This window comes from Lacibacter sp. (genome assembly GCF_057361365.1).
The window spans coordinates 578,962-599,524 of record NZ_JBMQSG010000011.1 but is presented as its reverse complement, the minus strand read 5'-3'; the positions used below and the strand labels follow the sequence as shown (position 1 = coordinate 599,524).

Sequence of the window (20,563 nt, the reverse complement as noted above, 5' to 3'; positions counted from 1 at the left end):
TAACCCATGGATACTTCAAAGCGTGATGCGAAGCGGAGTCAAGTAAAACTTACCCCTTCTTCTTCACCTCCGGTAAATCTGATACTTTCGGATAAATATCTTTCATACCATCTTCGCCATAAAAACGCATGAGCAATTGCACGCTTTCATTGAGGATGTTATAACGGTTGGCGTTAAATGCAAGCATCTTTTCTTTTGGCAAACGAAGATTAAATGCATTGTTGCCTGCAAGCACTGCATCAAAGTTTGGATTGAGCTGGTTGAAGTATAACACAGCGATCAAATAAATATGTGGATTGTTTTTTTTATTGGTTGGTGGAGACCGCAACCATCAAATTAAATCACCTAACGTTTCAACTCAATCCAAACGGGCGCATGGTCGCTGGTTTTTTGCCAACCTCTCACATGACGGTCGACGTTTCCCGAGACCAGGTTTTTTTTCAATGCAGGGCTTAAGAGTATATGGTCAATACGTATACCTGCATCTCTTGCAAAAGCGTTGCGGAAATAATCCCAGAACGTAAACAACTTTTCCGCGGGATATAAAGTTCTTAAGCTGTCGATCCATCCCTGTTTCAGCAGGGCTGCATAAGCTTTTTTTGATTCGGGGAAGAACAACGCATCCTTTACCCAGCTTTCGGGCTTGCGGGCATCAAGATCAGTAGGAATGACATTAAAATCACCCAACAAAATCACCGGCATTCCTGATTTCAACAAACTCTTTGCTCTTTTTTGAAGGCGCTTAAACCAGGCCAATTTATAATCAAACTTAGGCCCCGGAGCAGGATTGCCATTTGGCAGATACAGGTTACAGATAAGAAGACCGTTAACTATCGCTTCTATATACCTGCTTTGTAAATCGAGTGGATCACCGGGTAAACCTTTACCCACTTCCTGCAGATCGTAAGTCTTCCTGGCAAGAATGGCTACGCCGTTCCATGCTTTTTGTCCGTGCCAGATGGCTTTATACCCCGCATCTTTAATGGCCTTTTGCGGAAACTTTTCATCGGGAGCTTTTAACTCCTGTAAACAAACAATATCGGGCGATGATTCTTTTAACCAGCGAAGAAGCACGGGCAAGCGGCCGTTGACGCCATTTACATTATAGCTGGCAATTTTCATTAACTTCTTAGGCATTGCAATTTTTTTATTTCTGTAATTAATATACTTAAAAAATGATGCCACGCTACAGGCGTATTTTCTTTTGTTTTTTTAGTTGATCTTCGAAGTATGTTTGGACTATTTAAAAAGAAACTACCCCATTGCGATGAAGTGTTCGAAAAGTTTTTCAGCCCCTGGTATGATGAAGAGGACAGGCCTAAGATGGCGAGACCTGATATGTATGTAATAGCATCTTATGAAGATGAGCCGTTAAACATGGAAGAGCTGCAGTACATGAGTGACGATTACGTAAAACAAATGACCGAGCATATTAATGTAACAATGGTGGATGCAGCATTGAGTGATTTTCAACACATCATTGCACGTGATAAGATTGATCTTGCAATGCTTGATGCGGTGGATAAATATTATGACAGGGCAAGGATTGCACAGCTCATTAAAGAAAGCGACCCTGCCGATTTTTCGAATGCTTACCTGGTGACGGTATGTGAGTTTGGTGTTATGCTGGGACATTTATTTAAACAACTGGAAGGTTTTGACTGGTTGTATTCACACCCGTATTTTCATTCAATTATTGTGCATCGAGATACAGGATTTGGGATAACTGTTTTTGATTGGGCCATTAAGAAATTCAGTGAGTATGGAGTTGATGATGGTTATGTAGAAAAATTTAAAGCAGCTATTGCAGGTGTGAAAGGGGAGTGGGAAGAGGATGAAGAGGTGGAGGAATAAGTTTGTTTTGAATTTCAGGGGACAGCTATTTAACCAGGGCGAGTTCCAGTAGACTCGCCTAAGCATTGAGGATATGATAAAACTACTTAAACATACTGCCGCCTTTATGAGTCTTCTTTTTACAGAGTCATGTAACTCAATTGATCTGAATTACGTAAAATCAAAAACATGGGTATATGAGGATGGGTTTAGAATTGGTGCGGGTGATTTTATGCTTTTTACAGAGGATCAAAGCATTTTTTCTCTTCATAAGGATACTATTTTTTATATAGGCAAACCTGCTGCACTAATAAAGGAACTTCAACAAGAGAAGTTTACACTAATCATTACTTCGATTGATACGAAAGAAACCGGGGAGTATTTGAGTACGGAGGAAGCATTGCACTGATTGGTTTGTATTGCGAAGTAGATTGATGTAATGAGAATCTGTGAAGCCCACAGACGAATGCAAATAAACAAAGGTAGTGAGCCATGAATTTCACAAATTAACACGAATGAATGCAGGTGGGGCAGCACGAATTGCCTCCAGCGTTGAAACTTTGGTGGGTGGGCACGAATAGACAAGAAAAGTATTATGGCCACCGATGGACACAAATAGCAAAAAAATACAAATTGTCTTCTTCGTTGAGACTTCGAATGGAATAATACCAAGGTGTTGCACTTATGGAATTTAACTACTCACTTACAAAATAATATCAGCTAAACTTTGAAAGGGGCTGAATCCCGGTTACATTAGCTTTTTTAATTTATAATTGCTAATTGTTATATGAGCATCTCGCCATGTGTGTGTTATCCCGGCACTTCCTATCATTCGATTTCAATTTTTCATTTGTATAAACTTCTTTGATGAAACAAACATTGGCTTGTTTTTTCTTTTTGCTTACCAGCTCTTCTTATTCGCAAATAACAAAAGGGTTTTGGATGTTGGGTGGATCAGGCGAGTTTTCAGCAGGGAAAGTAGTTAATAACAACCTGCTCTATATCCCAACTACTCTTCAACTGAAGCCAAAGGCAGGTTACTTTTTCTTTGACAAATTTGCAGCCGGGTTAGATGTGAACTATACTTTTCAAAAAAGTTCTACAAGCGGGCCTATGGTAAAATCACATTTGATTGGCGTTGGACCATTTGCACGGTATTATTTTCTTGAAAAGGATAAACGGGTTAATATTTTAAGTGAGCTGCATGGGGCAATTATGACCGAGATCAATACGAGCTTTCGTTCACTTCAATATGGATTTAGTGGAGGTGTTGCTGTTTTTTTAAACTCAAGTGTTGCGATTGAGTTTTTACCAGGCTATCAAGGTTTCAAAGACAGGTACAGCCGATCTAATTATTTTATTACAAGAATTGGTATTCAGGTACATCTTGAAAAAGGCGATTAAAAATTATTTTATGAAACAAACATTTGCCTGGCTTTTCGTTTTTTCCTTTTTCTTTACCGCCGCTTCTTATTCGCAAATAGCAAAAGGGTTTTGGATGCTTGGAGGGAATGGAAGTTTTGAAAACAGTAAAACGAATTATCCTCAAGGCCAGATTAAGGTTACCCACATTCGGATAAGTCCTAATGTAAGGTATTTTTTTGTTGACAAGTTTGCGACAGGACTGCGAATAGAAGGGTTAGCATATCTAAATCCCGGGGGTCCACTATGTGAGACCCCGGGCGTACGGAAAGCTGAAGACTGTTGAAAGCAGTTATTAAGCACGTGCAAACGTTTATGAAACATTTGCACACGGATATGGGATTTGGTGGATTGTGCTAACAACAATACAAAAAGTATAACCGTAAATTATTGGTTTACAATCTTTGTTAATCAGGAGATGTTGCGTATACTAGCATAAATATTTGTGTTACCGGCTATATTATGACGACTACCAAACTTCTAATAGCATTCTTACTTCTGGGACTAAGTTCCTGCGGACAGAGTTCTTCAAAACACAAATTTGACCCAGCTGCAATTGAGCTCAATAAACAAGCCATGACACTGGTCCCCTTTATTGACAACTCCGACAGTTCACAAAAAGCAATCAATCTGCTTGACAAGGCAACAACTATTGACACAAACTATTTCCTTGGCTATTCAAACAAGCTTATGTTTTACTACCAGCTTCATCAGTTTGACAAAGCCTTATGGACAAACAATAAACTTATTCAGCTTCGCCCAACTGCACATGACCTTTATCTAAGAAGCGGTATGCTATATTTACAAATTGGCGACACGACAAACGCTAAGACATATTTCACTAAAGGGTTGACTATTTGCAATTCGGTGCTTGACACTATGACAAAAACAAATAGGGATTATGTTATGCTGACTACAAATCAGGCAATTGCTTTAATAATGTTGGGTGACACACAAAAAGCAAATAATATTCTCAAAGTTCTTTACGACAAGCAACCAGACGACCCAGACTTTGACAACGTTGAAAAGAAATACATTCATTCGCTTATGAACAAAGACCGCAAAGAAATAATTGAACTATTAAATAATCCAGACAAATACACCCGGTAACAAACGGTTTGGCGGCAGTCGGGGGGACGAGAATATATTCTCAACTTGTGTGCTACTTTCATCAATATATCCAGCAGACGTAACACAGATGAACTTTTGTAATAAAAATCAACATCAGTAACTTTAATCGGCTTCAGTTGTCGGCTGACAGTATTTCAAATGCCCGCCCGACCGCCAAGCCGAAACCGTTGTATGCAATAAGGTCCGACACTTTACACCATGACAGAAAACATAAATTTAGAGTTGACAACAATTAAACAGCTTGACGAGTGGATGATTGAAAATTGTTATGCTGACACCTATGCAATTGGAGACAGAAATATTCATGAAGGTTGCGGACTAGATACTTTTGGTAGTTTATATGTTTGGTATTACACAGAAAGAGGAGAACGGCAAAACCTAAATTATTTTCAAACGGAAAAAGAAGCAGTTGAGTTTGCTTTTAAAAAAATCACAGCGGACAAATTTGCTAAAAGTCACATGGTCGGTTTTATCAATGACAAACAAAGCGAACTTGACCTTGAAACAGAATTACAAAAAAGAAATATTGATTTTTGGAAGGACGAAATTCCTTACTATGGACTCGATAAACCAACGACACGAGTTTTTGTATTGGGTTGCGACGTCAAAAAGGTATTAGATTTACAAACAAAATACGGTAAGGTCTGACATGAATTACTGCATACAACATGGGGTTTTGTGCAACTTGGGCGGGACCAGCAAACTTTCAGCAGCAGCACGCTATGCAGCATTGGCTATGGGGTTGACCGGCAACTAATCCGCTTAAATTTTAAGTTTATAAATTTCGTTTGCTAAATTACATTCTCAGGTGGGCGGACACAGCAACAAATGCCCAGGCTGACACAAAGCCCTGGACGTTGGTAGCAATGTTTTGACAGACCCTAAGATTATGAAAATAATACCCGGAATTTTGTTTCTTTTTCTCATAAGCTGTACTGACAGTAAACCCAAAAGCGACAGGCAGATTTTGGACTTTGGCTCATTCACAATTCAGACACCAAACGGTTGGACAAAAATTAAAGCACAAGGTGTTGACAGTTATGTTGGGCGAATTGCAATTGACAATACCGACACATTACACTTTGATTTAGGCTGGTATTCAAACAAACTATATGAGTATGAGCCAACAATTTTGGACAGTAGTATGATAGGCTCAATTGACACTTCAATGATTGACCTAAGCGAAGTTATTTTTGTAAAAAATCGAATGAGAGTTGACCCAGACAAATACAAAAAGAACAATGTTTCGTGGGACACAATTGATGGACGCACAGCCAAAATTGTTTTCCCAAGAAAATCAGGAATAGGGACAACGGGAATTTATATTGACAGTTTATGGCAGAGTGGTTCTGACATTGACAGATTTAATTTGTATGGCGATAATTTAAAGCCAACAAACGAAAAAATATTTCTTCAAGCATTAAAGACATTGAAATTTCACAAGAAGAAATAACACTGCTACCAACAAGAAGTTTTGCGGCAGCGGGGGCGACGCAAAGCGTCGGTCATCACCTGTAATTCTATTTAGCTTTTGTTCCGTATGACATTTATCTATTAGGCTTTTAAATAAAATTTTATCTTTAGTAACACCTTTCAGCACTCATCGCCAGGAGCGACGTAAAAGAATTGCCCCGCTGACCGCAAAGCTGTGGACGTTAGCTGTAATCCTATGAGTCGTTTAAATGTTAGCTCTAAAATATACGAATGAAGACACTTTTAATTCTTTTTACTTTCTTATTCGGACTGACTTCTCTCATCTGGCAAAAAACACCTCAAAAGATATTTGATGTTCACTTACATGGAAGTAAGGACCCATCTTTACAAATACTGACACTACAAAAGGCTGGCGTTTACAAGGCTGCAATAAGTACTTCATGGGACTTACAAAACAGCTACGGAAATATTCCAAACGCCGATTTATTGTATGGCCTTATGTTTCCTTGTCCAAATGGCAAAGTACCATATAGTTTACAGTCCTGCTACAGTTTGGGCGAAGACTGGCCATCTATAAATTGGGTAGAGCAGCAAATTAAAGAAGGTAAGATTGACTATCTAGGTGAGATTTTGAACCAGTATTATGGTATTTCACCTTCTGATTCACTTTTATTCCCTTATTATGATTTAGCGCAAAAGTATAATTTGCCGGTAGGTATTCATACAGGAGGTGCCGGTCCAAACCACGGCAGTCCAAACTTTAAAATGGAAATGGGTAGCCCGTTTTTATTGAAAACAATGCTATTCCAATTCCCAAATCTAAAAGTATGGATCATGCACAGCGGCGATCATTATTATAAGGAGACAATTGCGATCATGCAAGAAAATAGAATGGTATACTCGGACATATCAGTTATCTCCAATCCTGATATTGTTCCTTCGAATAAGTTTTCTATAATTATGGAAGCATTTATTGATGCCGGACTTGAGGATCGCCTGATGTTTGGAACGGACAATGGAAATATTGAAAAAGTTATTATGGCGGTTGAGGCCCTTGATTTTTTGTCAGCAGAACAAAAAATGAAGTTATATCATCAAAATGCAGAACAGTTTTTCAATTGCGAAAAAGTAAAATGATGCTCAAAGCGGCCTGCAGCCAACATCGCATTGTCAATATGCCTGGGCGACGAATAGACTCTCTTCGACATTAACACAGATAAGCTTTAGTTGGGGCGACAGAATTAAGACAGGCTAATTTTAAAGTATCAACTTTTGTGCTAATTTTCAGCTGACCTTCGGGCTGGACGAATCACGGAATGCCTGCACATCAGCCATGCACGGAAGTTGGCTGTAATTCTTGACAGACCCTATCACTTAGACAAATAGTATGGAAAAAAGCACCAAGCGAACTCTCAATTCAATTTTTCTTTTTCTGACATCATTCATTTACTTTTTCCTCGCTTTCGTCGGGTTTAAAAAACAAAACCTTAGCTTGACAAATTACGACAGGTTAACAAGTGTGATTGTCGATAAAGGAATTGACTATCGCTATGGCAGCAAAGGGAATAAATCAAAATGCTTTTATATTCAATTAAGCGACATAGACAGAAAGTTAGGAGTTTACAGAATGACCAAAAACTATGGCGACTTACTTGACAAGTTTATCATTGGCGACACCGTGACTGCTTATTTTCGGGACAATAACAACACGAGTGAAAATATCAATATTGACTTAGTTCAAGTAGAAAAAGGAGAACAAATTCTGCTCGACAAAAGAGAGTACGAACAAAAGGAAAGTTCACTTATTTATATTGGCTTAATTGCCGGTGTTTTGACAATTATTTTTTCTTATCTATATTACAAGAGAAAAATTTTCCCCTGTGCGACGTAGAACTACAGCCAACAGTCAGTTTTGCGGCAGCGGGGGCGATGCAAAGCGTCGGTCATCACCTGTAATACTATTTAGCTTTAGTTCGTGCTGACATTTTTCTATTTGGCTTTTGAATAAAATTTTATCTTTAGTAACACCGTTCAGCACTCGTCGCCAAGGGCGACGTAAAAGAATTGCCCCGCCGACCGCAAAGCTGTGAACGTTGCCTGCTATTATATTGGACACCTTATGCAATTTGAGCAGACTTGACATCATAACTAAATGAAACTTTTAATTTGTACTATTTTCTCGCTTTTTTCTGTAGTCTGTTTTGGGCAGACACAGAAAACAACAACTATTAAACTATCAACAGGTGATTGCAGAACTAATGAAGCATTTTCGTGGAGAGCTGACACCGTATTGTTTTATAAGTTACCAGAGGACACAATAATGTTAAGAGTTATTCCAAGGCAATATAGACAGTTTCCAATTAACCTTGAAAACATACCAGTATCAGAATATAAGCTAACATATAAAAACAACTTCAAGCAATCAGTTGTAAGACAAATAAAATTGTCAGACCAAAAAATTAATTCAATTACTTTATGCCCTGACACTTTATTAGATTATTCACAAAACACATTAGTAAAACTTAAAGACAAAGATACCATCTCAATAAATTTTCATTCTCAAGGTTGTTTTCATACGACACTTTCCAAAATATTAATCAGCAAGCAGGACGACAAATATTTGGCAAGACTTTACGCTGTTAATTGGAGTTATGTAACTAAAAAGAAAAAAGCGATAATGGAATCTAGTGGTGACAGCCTGATAAAAACGGTTACATTGACAAAACAAAACATTCAAGATTTTATCAGGTTTGAGAACGAAATAAAATTTGTAAATGATGGAAGCTGCACAACAACAGATTTGTACGACATCAAAAGTGTGTACCTAAACATGAAAGCGACTGACGGCAGTTGTAGTTGGAATGGATTTTATTACCTGCGAAAATCTTTATTTGGCGACAAAGAATAAAAGCAGGCAACATTGGGTTTTATGCAAGTTGAGTTTGACATTGTAACATCAACAAATTGCAAATCCAAGCTTCAGTTCCAGCAGCCGGATAACTATCAGCTTTTGTACTTAACTTCACCAACCTATTTTCAATCAGCAGCGGTTGTGGGCGGACGGAATACTAATTCCCAACCTGAATAAAGCCCCGGCCAATATGCGCTATGAGTGCGAGCCTGCAAATAAATCTGACTTATGACTGAAACTGCAATGAGAGGATTTTAGGTGTTTGAACCAAATCTTGTGTGGACACTTCTCTTACTTTCCCATGTTGTGAAATATGACCTTGACAACAACGACGTTAATGCCGTGAAGTATGGTTTAACGTCTACTTCCAAAGGGAAGAACCTATGGTGGACTTACCAACTAACCGGCGACCAAACAATTGATTTGCGTTTTGTACGTGAAGCAGAGGATACTGACATCATTTTCATTGAGCTTCATTTCGACAAGAAACTGTCAGCACAAATTGACCTTTGCATATTTGTTGTTCAAGATTTTTATTTACAACACAGGAATTACCATACGGATTTGAAGGTGTATGAGTAGAACGATTGCACAGCACACAACAGCAGCTTTTGGCAATAGCGGCTTGACTGCAAGGGGTGAACAGAATATCTTTATGCAGCTTTAGTGCCATTAGTGAAGCTGAAAATCAATGAATGCCCCTACTGCTGAAAGCTGGAAACGTTAGCGGCAATGCCAGCGAACTGCTGAAAAATAGTCACTCTAAAATAAATAACGATGAAAGCAAAATTCCTTTTGTTATTTTTCTTAGTTGGGTTTTCCACATTGGTATCAGGTCAAATGAAACAAGTTAAAATCAATGAAGCAGAATTTAACTATGTAGACAAAGGGAGCGGCGTTCCGATAGTCTTCATTCATGGAGGGTTAGAGGATTACCGGACATGGGATGCCCAGGTGGATAGATTTTCCAAAAATTATCGTATCATTTCTTACAGCAGAAGATTTAATTTTCCGAATAAGAATACAACACAGTTAAAAGAGTTTTCAGCAAAAACTGAAGCAGAAGATCTGGCGACATTCATTAAAACCTTGAAATTAGGGTCAGTTCATTTAGTGGGGCATTCCTATGGTGGACTTATTGCTCTCTTTTTATCAAAGAATCATCCCGAGCTGGTTCAAACATTAACCCTTTCAGAGCCTGCTTTAATTAGCTGGTTACCGAGTTTGAAAGGTGGAAAAATCCTTCATGATAATTTTTATGACCAGTTATGGAAACCAGTTAAACAAGCATTTGAAATTAAAGACACGATAGCCGTTTTGAAACATACTTTAAAATATTTTGCAGGGGAAGACATTTTAGATAAGTTACCCGAAGAAGTAAAAACACAATTTCTCGTGAATATTCCGGAATGGCAGGCCATTGCATTTTCTTCTGATGCATTTTCAGATTTTAAGAAAGACTATTTTAAAGAAATAAAAATTCCTATTCTTCTATTATCAGGTGGGCAAACCCTACCTATCTTACAACTTACAAATAAAGAATTAAAAATCACTTTACCCAACGCTCAATTATACCATTTGCCGGAAGCTACCCATGACTACTGGATAACACATGCTAATGAGATGGGAGATGCAGTTTTGAACTTTCTGCAGACAACTTTGAAAAAGTAGCTCGAGTACGGGAGTGGAATATTATTCTCAGGCGAGCTGGTGCAACCGACTCGCTGCAATAGAACAAATAAATTGACAACGGCGAGTCCCTTTCAGGAGACTCGCCTGAGAAAGAGACGTTAAGCGTTATTTCAGTCATGTTCGTTAATCAAATTAAAACTTCAATATGAAACAACTATATTCTTAGCGATTGTTGTGACAATGGTAAGTTGTGGTGGCCCACAAGTAGATAAGAAAGCGGAAGGCGAAAAAGTGATGCAATTGAGCCGTGAATGGTCGAAGGTCGCCGCAGGCGGGAACGTGGAGAAAACCGTAGGTTACTGGGCAGATAATGCCTATATGGTTTCGGCAAGTGAACCCGAATTGCGGGGCAAGCCAGCCATTCGGCAGATGGTGGAGAACAGTTACAAAATCCCGGGTTTTCGCATTAGTTGGGAACCTCAAAGCGTTGAAGTGTCTGATAACGGCGACATGGCCTATCTACTGGAAAACTCGCAAGTTTCGTTTTCCGACTCCACTGGCAAAGAGGTAACATTATACAGCAAGGCCGTCAGCATCTGGAAGAAACAAGGTGATGGTACCTGGAAGAATGTCGTGGACATTTCGACCCCTGATGCAACAAAGACGAAATAAACGACGCCTAACAAAGTATTGCCAAAAGCAGGCTAAGTCTTAGCCTTTAAATTAAATTTTATGCGACCCAAGGGAGGCCGATGTTGAAACTGTGATAGATTTTTTACGATTAAGTTTAGATGGACCGCTCAGCGACTTTATTGTTTATAAATGGGGTTTAATATAAAAGCAGAGCAGAAAGTCAATTATTTGTTGATTGGTCGGCCGACCAACAACGGCGTAGGATTTCGGAGATATTAAAATGGATATCTTAAAATAAAGCTGCCTGTGGTTCTAAAGGATGGTCATTTCCCAATGGCGGCAGATTAGGCCAATTGTATTGTTCATGTTTTAATAAAGCATCCGGACGTGGAGTTTGTGAACGTATTGTATACACCGGTGTTTCTGCTAAACTTTCAGATGGAATCTGAAAAGCCAACATTTCTTTCATTTCATCATCCGTTAAATTCGGGTCAATCCATTTGACAGCCATTTCTGGTTCCATGAATAAAGGCATACGATGTTTGTTGTCGCCATCGTTGTGAATCATTTGCATTTTTTCATTTGCTGTCCTGGTTATCATTGCATGTGTGCCTAACAGCTCACCCGTTTCAATGTTGATAATCTTATTGATGGCTTCAAGGAATTTTTTATCGCCGGTGGCTTTAATTGCAGCAATGTCTTCAGCTGTTATATCAAGATAATTATACAATGCAGGAATAAGCATTGGTTTTTTTGATGCGAGGCGAATGAAATAAGGAACCTTATTTTTCCATCCAATTATTTTACGATGTTCATAAATGCCATCAGTAGCTATGAGGCAACGATTCTGTTTGATCTTGAACCAGGTTGATTTCGGGTCAAAAATATTTTCTGCACGGGCATTGTACATGTTATTGCCATATTTGAAAAAGTTGAGTGAATTTTTCAACATGAACTTTGTCAGTACACCCCAGCGCATTAAGGTCATGTAAGGAATGTTCTCGCTATTGGTGTAGATGATACGTGTATGCGGACGGGCATGTGCCTGTATGTGCGAATTGTTTTCAAACTTTAAACCAATCTGCGGATCAATTTTTAAGTGAGGAAGATAATCGTACAATGAATCTTCTGAAATGTCGATACGAAACGAAATGTCAAGACACATGATTTATATATTTTCCAGGTCCTCAAATTTGAACTTTATCTCATCGCCCTGGTAAGTTATTCTTGTATACAGTTCTCCTAATTGAAAATACAAAAAAGGAATGATAGTTACTTTGCCTTTGATATCCCAATCTGTATGCCGGTGGAGATAGCGTTTGGTGTTTTCTTTAAATAGAGTTGTGATTTTCTTTTCAATGCCGGGTATCATAATCCGGGAGTAAATTTTATATGCTGCCGGTTGTTCAGCAGCTGCCTGGAGTTTTTCTACATGTTCTGTGATACGTGCATCGTAGTGAAAACGGTTTGCATCATGCCTGATTGCATTGTAATGACGCTCCGCTTCGGCAGGGTCGTGGTAATGTGAAATGAGAAAAGATCCTTTGTATTCAGCAGCATCATTTGGAATGCCTCTTGGAAAGGTGGAACGAACAAAGTGCACTACCTCTTTATGGATCATCGAATCAAGCAATTCTCTTGTAAATGGATAACAGGGGTTAAACATTGTAAAGATTTATTTTCAAGATCATCAGTTGATGTTTAAATATTGCTGATATAAGGATTCAGGTATTTCAATTAGGAACCTGATGGCAGGCACACCAACTGCCATTGTTTTTACATCATCACTGTCGATGGGATTAATGAGCGAATCTGGTTCCCTAAACTTTACACGGAGATCATCTGACCTCAAGGCAAGTAAATGATAATCGTCTGCTCCTCCATCAGGTCCATTTTCACTTTCATTACCTCCCAATGAAAGAATGTGCGAATAACCTTGTTGCTGCAGGAACAGCACCAGTTCTTCTGATAACTCTGCTTTCAATATTTGATTACTCATATCTTGATCGTTAGAATTTGATTAATGTCGGTTGTGTAACAAGGAGAAAGACTTTCCTGTTTTAAACGCCACTGGCGTGAATAACCCTGGATAGCAAATTTAATTAGATCCTTACCGAAACGGGTATTGACCTTGTCGAGTGTTTTCATGAGCCGTGCATCTTTTTTCCTATCAGTTTGATCAAAGAAAGATTGTTGCACTTCTGATTCAGGAACGATGTCCATTACAATTACACCGGCTTTTTTAAAATTGTAACCCGGCTTATAAATCATATCCAACCCTTTAAGAGCATAGTGAATGATCTCGGCTGAACTGTTTGTTGCTACCGGTAGCTGTAGTGTTATATTTCTTGCATACTGTTTGTCTTGTGTACGATGCACATTGGTTTGAATGAGTACATGCATTTGAGATGCACAACTATTCTGCTTTCTCAGTTTGGCTGCACATGATGAAGCATAATTTGAAACTGCTTCCTGTATATCTTTCTTTTCTGAAAGTAATTTGCCGAATGAACGTGCTGTACATATACCTTTCTTTGGTTTCAACATATCTTCCCATTCAAAGGAAGGAATGCCTCTTAGTTCATTGAGCATTCTTTCGCCAACGACTGTCATGTTTGTACGCACCCAATCCGGATTCAGCTTATCGATAAAGTCTGCTGCCGTTTTGATGCCCATCCATTTTAACCGACGGCCATGCTGGCCACCAATGCCCCACACATCGCCGATCTCTGTCCAATGCAAAACTTCATTAATTTTTTCCTGTGAATCGAGGACGTATACTCCAATATCCCGTTGTGTTTTCTTGGCATAGCGATTAGCCATTTTTGCCAGGGTTTTAGATGGAGCAATACCAACAGTAACTGGTATGCCAATATTTTGCCTGATGGTTTTCCGAATAGATGAACCGTAGTTAAAGAGGTTGGTATAGGGCATATCGGAAAGATCAAGAAAAGCTTCATCGATAGAATAACATTCGATCCTGGGAGTAAATGTTGAGAGTAAAAGAAGTACTCTTTCACTGAGGTTGCCATATAAGGTATAATTAGATGAAAAGACGGCCACTTCATTTCGTGAGAGTAATTCCTTCATCATAAAAGCAGGTGCGCCCATTTCGATGCCGATTTCTTTTGCTTCTTCACTACGTGCAATTACACAGCCATCGTTATTACTTAATACAACAACCGGTTTTTTTTCTAACCAAGGTTGAAAGATGCGTTCGCAGGAAGCGTAAAAATTATTACAATCAACTAATGCAATCATGATCTATAGGGCTGAAATGACGGGATCAATAATTATTTTGGTCACTGTGCCCCATACCCGAAAATCCATTTCTTCTGTAATAACAATGGGATTATATTTTGGATTAGCAGGCATAAGACGCACACCGCTGCTATTTACGATATATCGTTTTACTGTAAACTCACTGTTGACAACGGCTACCACAATTGCACCGCTTTTAGGTGTAACAGAACGGTCAACGACTAACCAAGCTTTGTCGGGGATGTTTGCTCCAATCATGGAATCGCCATCTACTTTAACCACGAAGGTTGAAGAGGGACGGGGGCGTAGTAATTGATTAAAGTCAATATCTTCTTCTTTATAGTCAGCAGCTGGTGAAGGGAAGCCAGCGGGAATGGCAGTGTCGTATAGGCGAAGCGTAACACAGTCGAAATCACTGAGGCGATAGATCCTCATCTCTTCTGAACGTATGGTATTAACAAGCGACATGTTAGCTAATATTTTTAGCAATTTTAGCGAATTTTGTTCACTCCTCCTATATTTTTGTTGGGCGCAAGTAATGAGCCATCAAAATGAATCTGTTATGCCCTGGTACCGAGTGACTGTTTATCTTAAAAGCGGAGTGGTGCGCAAGGGATTGCGCCAAAATGAAAGCTGGAACATCGATGCGATGTATACTATTTATTTAAAAAAGACGAATGATCATTACGGAAGTTCCCATGTGAAAATGGTGGACGTAGTAATGGTTGCGAAGAACAGTGATGAGGTAAAGAGGCTGCGGAAATAAAGTAAACTAGCGGAAATATGGGGGATTTTAAAATGTTTCACTTAATGAGTGAATTTGAAGAACTAGTATTAAGCATTTGTATGATTGCCAGTATTGTTCGAGTGGAAGGTTGAATTCTGTTTGGGTTAAAACCAGTACAAAAAGGGTTTCAGCAATGAAGCACTTTTTTGTTTTTATTCCATTGCAGGAAGTTAAGTGCTGTGTGAAGCAGCTACGATAGAATCACAATCTGTAACAACCACTTAGCTGTTACCGTTCATGGGTATTTTTAAGTTTTGCCCCGTAATATCCGGGTGCTGTAAACAGCCATTGGCTACCTTTAAGGCGTATGAACAAAAAAGCAATACTCGACCAGTTGCATAAAAAGATGATCGCCGAAATACAGGACTATGCGATCATTTTACTTGATATTGACGGCACTATTATAACCTGGAACAAGGGAGCTGAAATGATCAAAGGCTATAAAGAAGAAGAAATATTAGGACAGAATTTCCGGTTATTTTACATGCCGCAGGACAGGCAGGCCGGGTTGCCAGAACAACTGATTGCGCAGGCCATAAAAGAAGGCCGGGCCAGCCATATTGGGAGAAGAGTGAAAAAGGGCGGACAAATATTCTGGGGAAGCATTCTTATTACCGCCCTACACGACGATGATGGTAAGGTGATTGGTTTTACGAAACTGACCGGCGAGGTGGATGATAGGGGGCAGTCGTAGAGGAATGGTTAATGGTTAATGGTGAATTGTTAATGGTTATGAAGTAACTTTTGGCGGTGAGTCGTTAGCAGGAGATGCCACAGGAATTCGCCGGTACGGCCCCTGGCCATCAGACGTAAAGAATTGCGTAAAGTCCCGAAAATTTCGACACAGTTATCGTGTTAAACGCACAGTTATAAGATTTGCCAGATTGCAAGGTTAGGTGCAGTTTGTTTTTGGTTTCTTTGGTAAAAAAACAATGAAATCCTCACTATTTGCTTTCACCCTTTTATCCTTTTTTGTTATCAGTATTACCGCATCGGCACAAACAGAAAAAGAAGAGAAAATAAAGTTTGCGCCCAACCCCGAAATGATTCCGCCTCATTTTGATCCAAACAAACATATACTGCTGGTATTGCAGTTGCCCAAACTAAGAAATCCTGAAAAAGTTCATGCTGCCGGTACAAAGGATATTGATGATGCGTTTAAAGATAATTATACGGGTTATCAGTACGTGATGATTTCGCCGGCTGAGCTGGAGGATGGAAATACGAAATACAAGGACACATCTGTTTACCGTTTTGTGCTATACAACACGGGGGTAAAAATAGGAAGGGTAGATGGTGGTTACACATTGCGCACCGACGCAAGTACGGGAATGACGATGCGGACATCCAATGCTCCCGACAGAGTTGGCCAAACCATTGTGGATTTTTACATGCACGACCGGGTAACAAATGAGAACTATGTAAGAAGCGGCCGACCTACGAGTTTTATTAAAATGACGTTGCGCCCCATTATTTTAACCATGGCACAGCAGGGAAGAAAAAAGAAAGCTTAAAGAACTAAGCAGGCGTGCATAGAAAGCTGTCGTCTTCTCTCCATCTTACGTCCGCACAGGAGGCTGCTGCAACAGTGTTCCCGAGTTAAACTTATACATCCCGGTGTGTATTATTTGAGCCGTGGAGTAGACCGAACAATTAAAAACGATCAAAAAAAATGAGTTCAACTTTTGACAAAAATCTGTTACCCGAATTTGACAGCGTAAAAGATGATGATGAAGAAATTATATGGACAGGTAAACCCAAATTCATTCCTTATTTGGCCACAGGTATTATTAGCGGACTGGGTGTATTTCTTTTTATTGGCGTTTACTACATGATGACTAAGAATGTAAAAAACGAAGACGGTACAACCGGTAACTTTCAAATATGGTTCGCTGCTTTGCCCATTGCATTTGTTCTTTGGGAGTTTTTAAGAAAATTGTTGTCATTTGGCAATACCAGTTATGCTTATTCGAATAAAAGGGTAATGATGAGAACAGGTTTTATTGGTACCGATTTCAAAAGCATTGATTACGATAAAATTTCTGACATTGAAGTGACTGTAAATTTTATTGAAAGAGCTTTTAGTGTGGGCACCATTAAATTTTTTAGCGGACGTACTCAAACAGACGATGGAAGAACCACTAAACTTTACGACCAGTGGGAAGCCATTGAACATCCATATGAGGTTTTTAAAAAAGTGAAACAAATATCAGTTGATATTAAAACAGACTTCAATTATCCCAATGCTTTGCGTCCGGAAAGCAATCCGGGTTATAAGACTAAATACGACAGACAAGATTGATAGATGTTAAGCCGGGACTGGGATACAGAAATTGACGTATTCAATCGACGGGTCAATTATTCATAACCCCGGCGGATAATAACTTCATTTGAAAACGTAATCTTCTTTATGACATCAAAGTTTATTATTTCTGCAGGGTTTCTTTTTTCAATAACGTTTACCAGTTGCGAGGGGCAAAACAGTACATCTCAATCGCAGGGATCGCAAAAAAAAGAACAGCGTGTGAATTTAACTTCTTCTGATTCTACAGGACAGCTGATGAGTGAAAATGAATTTTGGAAGTTAATTGATCAATCAAAGGCAGCTGCCCATAATAATTATCAGAATCAGAGCAGCACATTAAAAGTTATTTTAGTAACACTTAACGCAGGCCAAATCGAGAAATTTGACAATACATTTACGGCACTGTTAGCTGCATCGTATAACTGGAACCTGTGGGGAGCTTCCTATGTTATTAACGGCGGTTGTTCCGACGATTGTTTTCATTACTTCCGGCAATATTTAATCGGACAAGGGAAAGAAAAGTTTTATCAAACTCTAAATGATCCGGAAAGTTGTGTAAACTGGATAAGGTCTGAAGAAGAGGATAACTGGGAAGGACTTCAATACGCAGCAATGGAAGCTTATCATCAAAAGACAGGGAAGGATCTTCCGCAAACTTACAAGCCAAAATTTGAATTGAAAGGGGAGCCCTTTAACGAAGAAACTGTGTTCAAGAAATATCCTAAGCTGGCAAAGAAGTTTATGGGTGAAGAATAAATACCTTTCTTTCAATCTCATACTTAAAACAAACAACATTTCACACATGAGCATGATTGCCAACTTACTTCGGGTTACAAAAGCTGAGCTCGAAGAATATTTAAACGATAGCTCTTTACTGGAGAGCAGAATTTATAATGATGAGAGCGACGAAGAAGATCCCAACTTGGTTGACATCGACCAATCATGGGATGGTATTGTTTTTCTTTTAACAGGAAAAAGCTTTGAGAATAATACTCATCCTTTAGCTAAAGTTTTATTCAGCGAACAATTTATAGACGAAGAACAGGATCTTGGTTACGGCCCGGCGCAGTATGTTACTGCCGAACTGGTGAAGGAACTGCATGAACAAATTGCAAGCATATCAAACGATGAGTTAAGAACAAGATTTGATGCCAACAAAATGAAAGAGGCGAATGTTTTCCCGGATGTGTGGGAGAATCCAGACACAGTTGATTATTTGATCGAGTATTTCGAAACCATCAAGGAAGTGTATGCACTGGCAGCTAAAAACGATGAAGCAATTATTACGTTTATAAATTAGAAGGAGCAGTTAACGTATAAATCCCGGGGTCCACTATTTGAGACCCCGGGAGGACACAAATATTCACGTGCTATCATCAATACGACTGTATGAATACTACGAACAGCAACGCCGACACATACTTAAAAAAACTCAGGCATATCGTGCCAACATTTTTAATTGTTGTTCTTTCTACAGTTATCGGCCTTGCATTGCTGCGGTGGTTACTCAGCATCCGTTTTTCCATTCTTGATATCAGAGAAGAAATATGGACAATTTGGATACCAATGATCTTTCCCTGGATACCTATTACTTTGTGGTTACGTCAACGTTTCAGGGTTCTAACATTCAAGGGGGATACGGATAAAGGAAGGTTTTTCTTTCAAATTATTTCCTGGGGTGTACTGATAGCCATGCTGCTTATTTCACAATTGTATTTAACAACAGCAACTGGTAAACTTCAAGTTCTCGCTACTGTTGATGACATGGGTAAACTAGAAAAGTCACGTTATTACAGGATTACCAGATTCAGCATTGCCGATTATTATTCGGGCGCTCATACCGATATTAGAGCAAGCGGAAAGCATAATCAATATTTAAACTTCAATTTATTTTTTGTCTGTCCAATCCTAAACGATACTGCTGCATATGTTTATCCACCTCCCAAAACCTGGTATGGCGTAAAGTTTAAAAACCAGATCAGTAATAAAATCAGTAGTGCAGAAAAAGAAGAAGCGTATCATGCGTTCTACAAAAGTTGTATTGCAATTATGGAGAATTATAACTATCGCTCATTAGATCACTTTGAACGAATTCCTACGTCTGAGGACAGAACGAACTTCCTGAAAGCGATCGAATCAAGGATAAACAGAAGAGCAAACGAAAGGTTTGTAATTCTTGAACCCGTTAAGGAAAGTTATGAAAGCAGGAACGGAAATAAGTTGCCCTGGATATTTGGTTCTTTTGGCATTGGCTTTTTTGTTTTGCTTTTTGCTTTGTTATTCCCAGGTTATAGTGAAAGGGAACGTCAACGATTTTTACAAGGTAAAAAGCCAAAGCAGGACGACCTTGTTGATATGCTGAACTACCTGGTTCCAAGAAATAACCATTTTGTAACATCGATCATATTAGACATCAATATTGTTGTTTTTCTTTTCATGTTATTATCGGGGATTGATGTTATTTCTCCCAATGGACAGGAGCTGATGCAGTGGGGAGCAAACAGGCGGCAAGAGACAACAGGTGGCGAATGGTGGCGTTTGCTTACTTCGATGTTTGTCCACGGTGGCATTATGCATTTGTTGCTGAACATATTTGGTCTTGTGCTTGCTGCAATTTTTGTTGAACCAATACTTGGTCGGAGAAATTATTCTATACTTTACATTTGTTCGGGTTTGTGTGCCGGGCTTGCAAGTATTTACTGGTATTCACACACGGCAAGCGTAGGAGCATCAGGAGCAATTTTTGGTTTGTATGGTGCTATACTCAGCTTGCTGTTAACAGATGCTTTTCATAAAGACAGTAAGAAAGGAATGCTGATGTTTATTGGTATTTATGTGGGCATCAATTTGCTTTGGGGTATTACCGGCGGCATTGACAATGCAGCCCATATAGGAGGATTATTGAGCGGAGCCATACTGGCTTTTATCTTATATAAAATTGATAACGGAAGAACGGTTACAGTTGAGTAAAGGGTAATAAGAAATTTCGCTGCCGGGGGTATGGTGCAACCGACGGCGGTAGTTGGAATATTAAATCCGGAGGTCCAGTGCGTGAAAACCCGGGCGGACCTAAGTGTATGCACTGGCAGCTAAAAGCGATGAAGCAATTATTACGTTTATCAATTAGGATGAGCAGTTAACGTATAAATCCCGGGGTCCACGATGTGAGACCCCGGGCGGACGAAAGCTTCAGTTCCAGCAGACGAATAACTAT

General features: G+C 39.2%; 27 protein-coding genes. 20 read left to right on the top strand and 7 right to left on the bottom strand.

What is annotated here, in order from left to right:
* Positions 1 to 49: 49 nt before the first annotated feature.
* Both ACO1QW_RS12100 and xth read right to left on the bottom strand, forming a co-directional pair.
* Positions 50 to 283 (bottom strand): hypothetical protein, encoded by a 234-nt coding sequence (locus ACO1QW_RS12100; RefSeq protein WP_486258843.1) that lies wholly within the window; start codon positions 281 to 283, stop codon positions 50 to 52.
* A 62-nt stretch (positions 284 to 345) separates the two neighbouring features.
* The gene (gene xth, locus ACO1QW_RS12095) at positions 346 to 1,137 is read right to left on the bottom strand and encodes an exodeoxyribonuclease III (protein WP_486258841.1); all 792 of its coding nucleotides are present in this window, start codon (positions 1,135 to 1,137) and stop codon (positions 346 to 348) included.
* 93 nt (positions 1,138 to 1,230) lie between these two features.
* Between xth and ACO1QW_RS12090 the strand changes: the two genes are divergently transcribed.
* The 13 genes from ACO1QW_RS12090 to ACO1QW_RS12030 all read left to right on the top strand — a co-directional run bounded on the left by ACO1QW_RS12090 (position 1,231) and on the right by ACO1QW_RS12030 (position 11,035).
* Positions 1,231 to 1,854: a hypothetical protein gene (locus tag ACO1QW_RS12090; protein WP_486258839.1), complete on the top strand. Its 624-nt coding sequence runs from the start codon at positions 1,231 to 1,233 to the stop codon at positions 1,852 to 1,854.
* A 73-nt stretch (positions 1,855 to 1,927) separates the two neighbouring features.
* Positions 1,928 to 2,242, top strand: a complete 315-nt coding sequence (locus tag ACO1QW_RS12085) for a hypothetical protein (protein WP_486258837.1) — start codon at positions 1,928 to 1,930, stop codon at positions 2,240 to 2,242.
* A 458-nt stretch (positions 2,243 to 2,700) separates the two neighbouring features.
* Entirely contained in the window at positions 2,701 to 3,237 is a 537-nt protein-coding gene (locus tag ACO1QW_RS12080; protein ID WP_486258836.1) for a hypothetical protein, read from the top strand.
* Positions 3,238 to 3,247: 10 nt separating this feature from the next.
* Positions 3,248 to 3,541: a hypothetical protein gene (locus ACO1QW_RS12075; RefSeq protein ID WP_486258834.1), complete on the top strand. Its 294-nt coding sequence runs from the start codon at positions 3,248 to 3,250 to the stop codon at positions 3,539 to 3,541.
* A gap of 176 nt (positions 3,542 to 3,717) precedes the next feature.
* Positions 3,718 to 4,365 carry a tetratricopeptide repeat protein gene (locus ACO1QW_RS12070; protein ID WP_486258832.1) on the top strand — a complete coding sequence of 216 codons (648 nt, stop codon included), beginning with the start codon at positions 3,718 to 3,720 and terminating at the stop codon, positions 4,363 to 4,365.
* Positions 4,366 to 4,584: 219 nt separating this feature from the next.
* Positions 4,585 to 5,034: a hypothetical protein gene (locus ACO1QW_RS12065; protein ID WP_486258830.1), complete on the top strand. Its 450-nt coding sequence runs from the start codon at positions 4,585 to 4,587 to the stop codon at positions 5,032 to 5,034.
* A 241-nt stretch (positions 5,035 to 5,275) separates the two neighbouring features.
* On the top strand, positions 5,276 to 5,839 hold the full coding sequence (locus ACO1QW_RS12060) for a hypothetical protein (RefSeq protein ID WP_486258828.1): 564 nt from the start codon (positions 5,276 to 5,278) through the stop codon (positions 5,837 to 5,839).
* A gap of 251 nt (positions 5,840 to 6,090) precedes the next feature.
* On the top strand, positions 6,091 to 6,957 hold the full coding sequence (locus ACO1QW_RS12055) for an amidohydrolase family protein (RefSeq protein ID WP_486258827.1): 867 nt from the start codon (positions 6,091 to 6,093) through the stop codon (positions 6,955 to 6,957).
* 355 nt (positions 6,958 to 7,312) lie between these two features.
* The gene (locus tag ACO1QW_RS12050) at positions 7,313 to 7,711 is read left to right on the top strand and encodes a hypothetical protein (RefSeq protein ID WP_486258825.1); all 399 of its coding nucleotides are present in this window, start codon (positions 7,313 to 7,315) and stop codon (positions 7,709 to 7,711) included.
* A 261-nt stretch (positions 7,712 to 7,972) separates the two neighbouring features.
* A complete protein-coding gene (locus ACO1QW_RS12045; RefSeq protein ID WP_486258824.1) occupies positions 7,973 to 8,728 on the top strand; it encodes a hypothetical protein in 756 nt (251 codons plus the stop codon).
* Positions 8,729 to 9,007: 279 nt separating this feature from the next.
* On the top strand, positions 9,008 to 9,313 hold the full coding sequence (locus tag ACO1QW_RS12040) for a hypothetical protein (protein WP_486258822.1): 306 nt from the start codon (positions 9,008 to 9,010) through the stop codon (positions 9,311 to 9,313).
* A 195-nt stretch (positions 9,314 to 9,508) separates the two neighbouring features.
* Positions 9,509 to 10,402 (top strand): alpha/beta fold hydrolase, encoded by an 894-nt coding sequence (locus ACO1QW_RS12035; protein ID WP_486258820.1) that lies wholly within the window; start codon positions 9,509 to 9,511, stop codon positions 10,400 to 10,402.
* A 201-nt stretch (positions 10,403 to 10,603) separates the two neighbouring features.
* Entirely contained in the window at positions 10,604 to 11,035 is a 432-nt protein-coding gene (locus ACO1QW_RS12030; protein ID WP_486258925.1) for a YybH family protein, read from the top strand.
* 250 nt (positions 11,036 to 11,285) lie between these two features.
* Here the strand turns inward: ACO1QW_RS12030 and ACO1QW_RS12025 are convergent, their stop codons facing one another.
* From ACO1QW_RS12025 to ACO1QW_RS12005, 5 genes are read right to left on the bottom strand one after another with little or no spacing between them, the layout of a single operon-like run.
* Positions 11,286 to 12,161, bottom strand: a complete 876-nt coding sequence (locus tag ACO1QW_RS12025) for an SOS response-associated peptidase (RefSeq protein WP_486258818.1) — start codon at positions 12,159 to 12,161, stop codon at positions 11,286 to 11,288.
* A gap of 3 nt (positions 12,162 to 12,164) precedes the next feature.
* A complete protein-coding gene (locus ACO1QW_RS12020; RefSeq protein WP_486258817.1) occupies positions 12,165 to 12,662 on the bottom strand; it encodes a hypothetical protein in 498 nt (165 codons plus the stop codon).
* A 24-nt stretch (positions 12,663 to 12,686) separates the two neighbouring features.
* Positions 12,687 to 12,995 carry a hypothetical protein gene (locus tag ACO1QW_RS12015; RefSeq protein WP_486258815.1) on the bottom strand — a complete coding sequence of 103 codons (309 nt, stop codon included), beginning with the start codon at positions 12,993 to 12,995 and terminating at the stop codon, positions 12,687 to 12,689.
* Positions 12,992 to 14,257 (bottom strand): Y-family DNA polymerase, encoded by a 1,266-nt coding sequence (locus ACO1QW_RS12010; protein WP_486258813.1) that lies wholly within the window; start codon positions 14,255 to 14,257, stop codon positions 12,992 to 12,994. The genes ACO1QW_RS12015 and ACO1QW_RS12010 overlap by 4 nt, the downstream gene beginning before the upstream one ends.
* Before the next feature lie 3 nt (positions 14,258 to 14,260).
* Positions 14,261 to 14,725 carry a LexA family protein gene (locus tag ACO1QW_RS12005; protein WP_486258811.1) on the bottom strand — a complete coding sequence of 155 codons (465 nt, stop codon included), beginning with the start codon at positions 14,723 to 14,725 and terminating at the stop codon, positions 14,261 to 14,263.
* Between the two features lie 94 nt (positions 14,726 to 14,819).
* Between ACO1QW_RS12005 and ACO1QW_RS12000 the strand changes: the two genes are divergently transcribed.
* From ACO1QW_RS12000 to ACO1QW_RS11970, 7 genes are all read left to right on the top strand, one after another.
* The gene (locus ACO1QW_RS12000; RefSeq protein WP_486258810.1) at positions 14,820 to 15,023 is read left to right on the top strand and encodes a hypothetical protein; all 204 of its coding nucleotides are present in this window, start codon (positions 14,820 to 14,822) and stop codon (positions 15,021 to 15,023) included.
* 328 nt (positions 15,024 to 15,351) lie between these two features.
* A complete protein-coding gene (locus ACO1QW_RS11995; protein ID WP_486258808.1) occupies positions 15,352 to 15,738 on the top strand; it encodes a PAS domain-containing protein in 387 nt (128 codons plus the stop codon).
* Positions 15,739 to 15,976: 238 nt separating this feature from the next.
* Positions 15,977 to 16,558 (top strand): hypothetical protein, encoded by a 582-nt coding sequence (locus ACO1QW_RS11990; RefSeq protein ID WP_486258806.1) that lies wholly within the window; start codon positions 15,977 to 15,979, stop codon positions 16,556 to 16,558.
* Between the two features lie 158 nt (positions 16,559 to 16,716).
* Positions 16,717 to 17,346: a PH domain-containing protein gene (locus ACO1QW_RS11985; protein WP_486258804.1), complete on the top strand. Its 630-nt coding sequence runs from the start codon at positions 16,717 to 16,719 to the stop codon at positions 17,344 to 17,346.
* A 108-nt stretch (positions 17,347 to 17,454) separates the two neighbouring features.
* Positions 17,455 to 18,105: a DUF4240 domain-containing protein gene (locus tag ACO1QW_RS11980; RefSeq protein WP_486258803.1), complete on the top strand. Its 651-nt coding sequence runs from the start codon at positions 17,455 to 17,457 to the stop codon at positions 18,103 to 18,105.
* Between the two features lie 46 nt (positions 18,106 to 18,151).
* Positions 18,152 to 18,649: a YfbM family protein gene (locus ACO1QW_RS11975; protein ID WP_486258801.1), complete on the top strand. Its 498-nt coding sequence runs from the start codon at positions 18,152 to 18,154 to the stop codon at positions 18,647 to 18,649.
* Positions 18,650 to 18,792: 143 nt separating this feature from the next.
* Positions 18,793 to 20,319 carry a rhomboid family intramembrane serine protease gene (locus ACO1QW_RS11970; RefSeq protein ID WP_486258799.1) on the top strand — a complete coding sequence of 509 codons (1,527 nt, stop codon included), beginning with the start codon at positions 18,793 to 18,795 and terminating at the stop codon, positions 20,317 to 20,319.
* Positions 20,320 to 20,563: the final 244 nt, after the last annotated feature.

Bases quoted from the DNA above. Each gene is read 5' to 3' on its own strand.
- ACO1QW_RS11975 (WP_486258801.1), top strand. From the start codon at position 18,152: ATGAGCATGATTGCCAACTTACTTCGGGTTACAAAAGCTGAGCTCGAA.
- ACO1QW_RS11990 (WP_486258806.1), top strand. From the start codon at position 15,977: ATGAAATCCTCACTATTTGCTTTCACCCTTTTATCCTTTTTTGTTATC.
- ACO1QW_RS12015 (WP_486258815.1), bottom strand. From the start codon at position 12,995: ATGAGTAATCAAATATTGAAAGCAGAGTTATCAGAAGAACTGGTGCTG.
- ACO1QW_RS12020 (WP_486258817.1), bottom strand. From the start codon at position 12,662: ATGTTTAACCCCTGTTATCCATTTACAAGAGAATTGCTTGATTCGATG.
- ACO1QW_RS12030 (WP_486258925.1), top strand. From the start codon at position 10,604: ATGGTAAGTTGTGGTGGCCCACAAGTAGATAAGAAAGCGGAAGGCGAA.
- ACO1QW_RS12070 (WP_486258832.1), top strand. From the start codon at position 3,718: ATGACGACTACCAAACTTCTAATAGCATTCTTACTTCTGGGACTAAGT.
- ACO1QW_RS12075 (WP_486258834.1), top strand. From the start codon at position 3,248: ATGAAACAAACATTTGCCTGGCTTTTCGTTTTTTCCTTTTTCTTTACC.
- ACO1QW_RS12005 (WP_486258811.1), bottom strand. From the start codon at position 14,725: ATGTCGCTTGTTAATACCATACGTTCAGAAGAGATGAGGATCTATCGC.
- ACO1QW_RS12000 (WP_486258810.1), top strand. From the start codon at position 14,820: ATGCCCTGGTACCGAGTGACTGTTTATCTTAAAAGCGGAGTGGTGCGC.
- xth (WP_486258841.1), bottom strand. From the start codon at position 1,137: ATGCCTAAGAAGTTAATGAAAATTGCCAGCTATAATGTAAATGGCGTC.
- ACO1QW_RS12045 (WP_486258824.1), top strand. From the start codon at position 7,973: ATGAAACTTTTAATTTGTACTATTTTCTCGCTTTTTTCTGTAGTCTGT.
- ACO1QW_RS11980 (WP_486258803.1), top strand. From the start codon at position 17,455: ATGACATCAAAGTTTATTATTTCTGCAGGGTTTCTTTTTTCAATAACG.
- ACO1QW_RS12090 (WP_486258839.1), top strand. From the start codon at position 1,231: ATGTTTGGACTATTTAAAAAGAAACTACCCCATTGCGATGAAGTGTTC.
- ACO1QW_RS12035 (WP_486258820.1), top strand. From the start codon at position 9,509: ATGAAAGCAAAATTCCTTTTGTTATTTTTCTTAGTTGGGTTTTCCACA.
- ACO1QW_RS12085 (WP_486258837.1), top strand. From the start codon at position 1,928: ATGATAAAACTACTTAAACATACTGCCGCCTTTATGAGTCTTCTTTTT.
- ACO1QW_RS12080 (WP_486258836.1), top strand. From the start codon at position 2,701: ATGAAACAAACATTGGCTTGTTTTTTCTTTTTGCTTACCAGCTCTTCT.
- ACO1QW_RS11985 (WP_486258804.1), top strand. From the start codon at position 16,717: ATGAGTTCAACTTTTGACAAAAATCTGTTACCCGAATTTGACAGCGTA.
- ACO1QW_RS12060 (WP_486258828.1), top strand. From the start codon at position 5,276: ATGAAAATAATACCCGGAATTTTGTTTCTTTTTCTCATAAGCTGTACT.
- ACO1QW_RS12065 (WP_486258830.1), top strand. From the start codon at position 4,585: ATGACAGAAAACATAAATTTAGAGTTGACAACAATTAAACAGCTTGAC.
- ACO1QW_RS11995 (WP_486258808.1), top strand. From the start codon at position 15,352: ATGAACAAAAAAGCAATACTCGACCAGTTGCATAAAAAGATGATCGCC.
- ACO1QW_RS12010 (WP_486258813.1), bottom strand. From the start codon at position 14,257: ATGATTGCATTAGTTGATTGTAATAATTTTTACGCTTCCTGCGAACGC.
- ACO1QW_RS12055 (WP_486258827.1), top strand. From the start codon at position 6,091: ATGAAGACACTTTTAATTCTTTTTACTTTCTTATTCGGACTGACTTCT.
- ACO1QW_RS12025 (WP_486258818.1), bottom strand. From the start codon at position 12,161: ATGTGTCTTGACATTTCGTTTCGTATCGACATTTCAGAAGATTCATTG.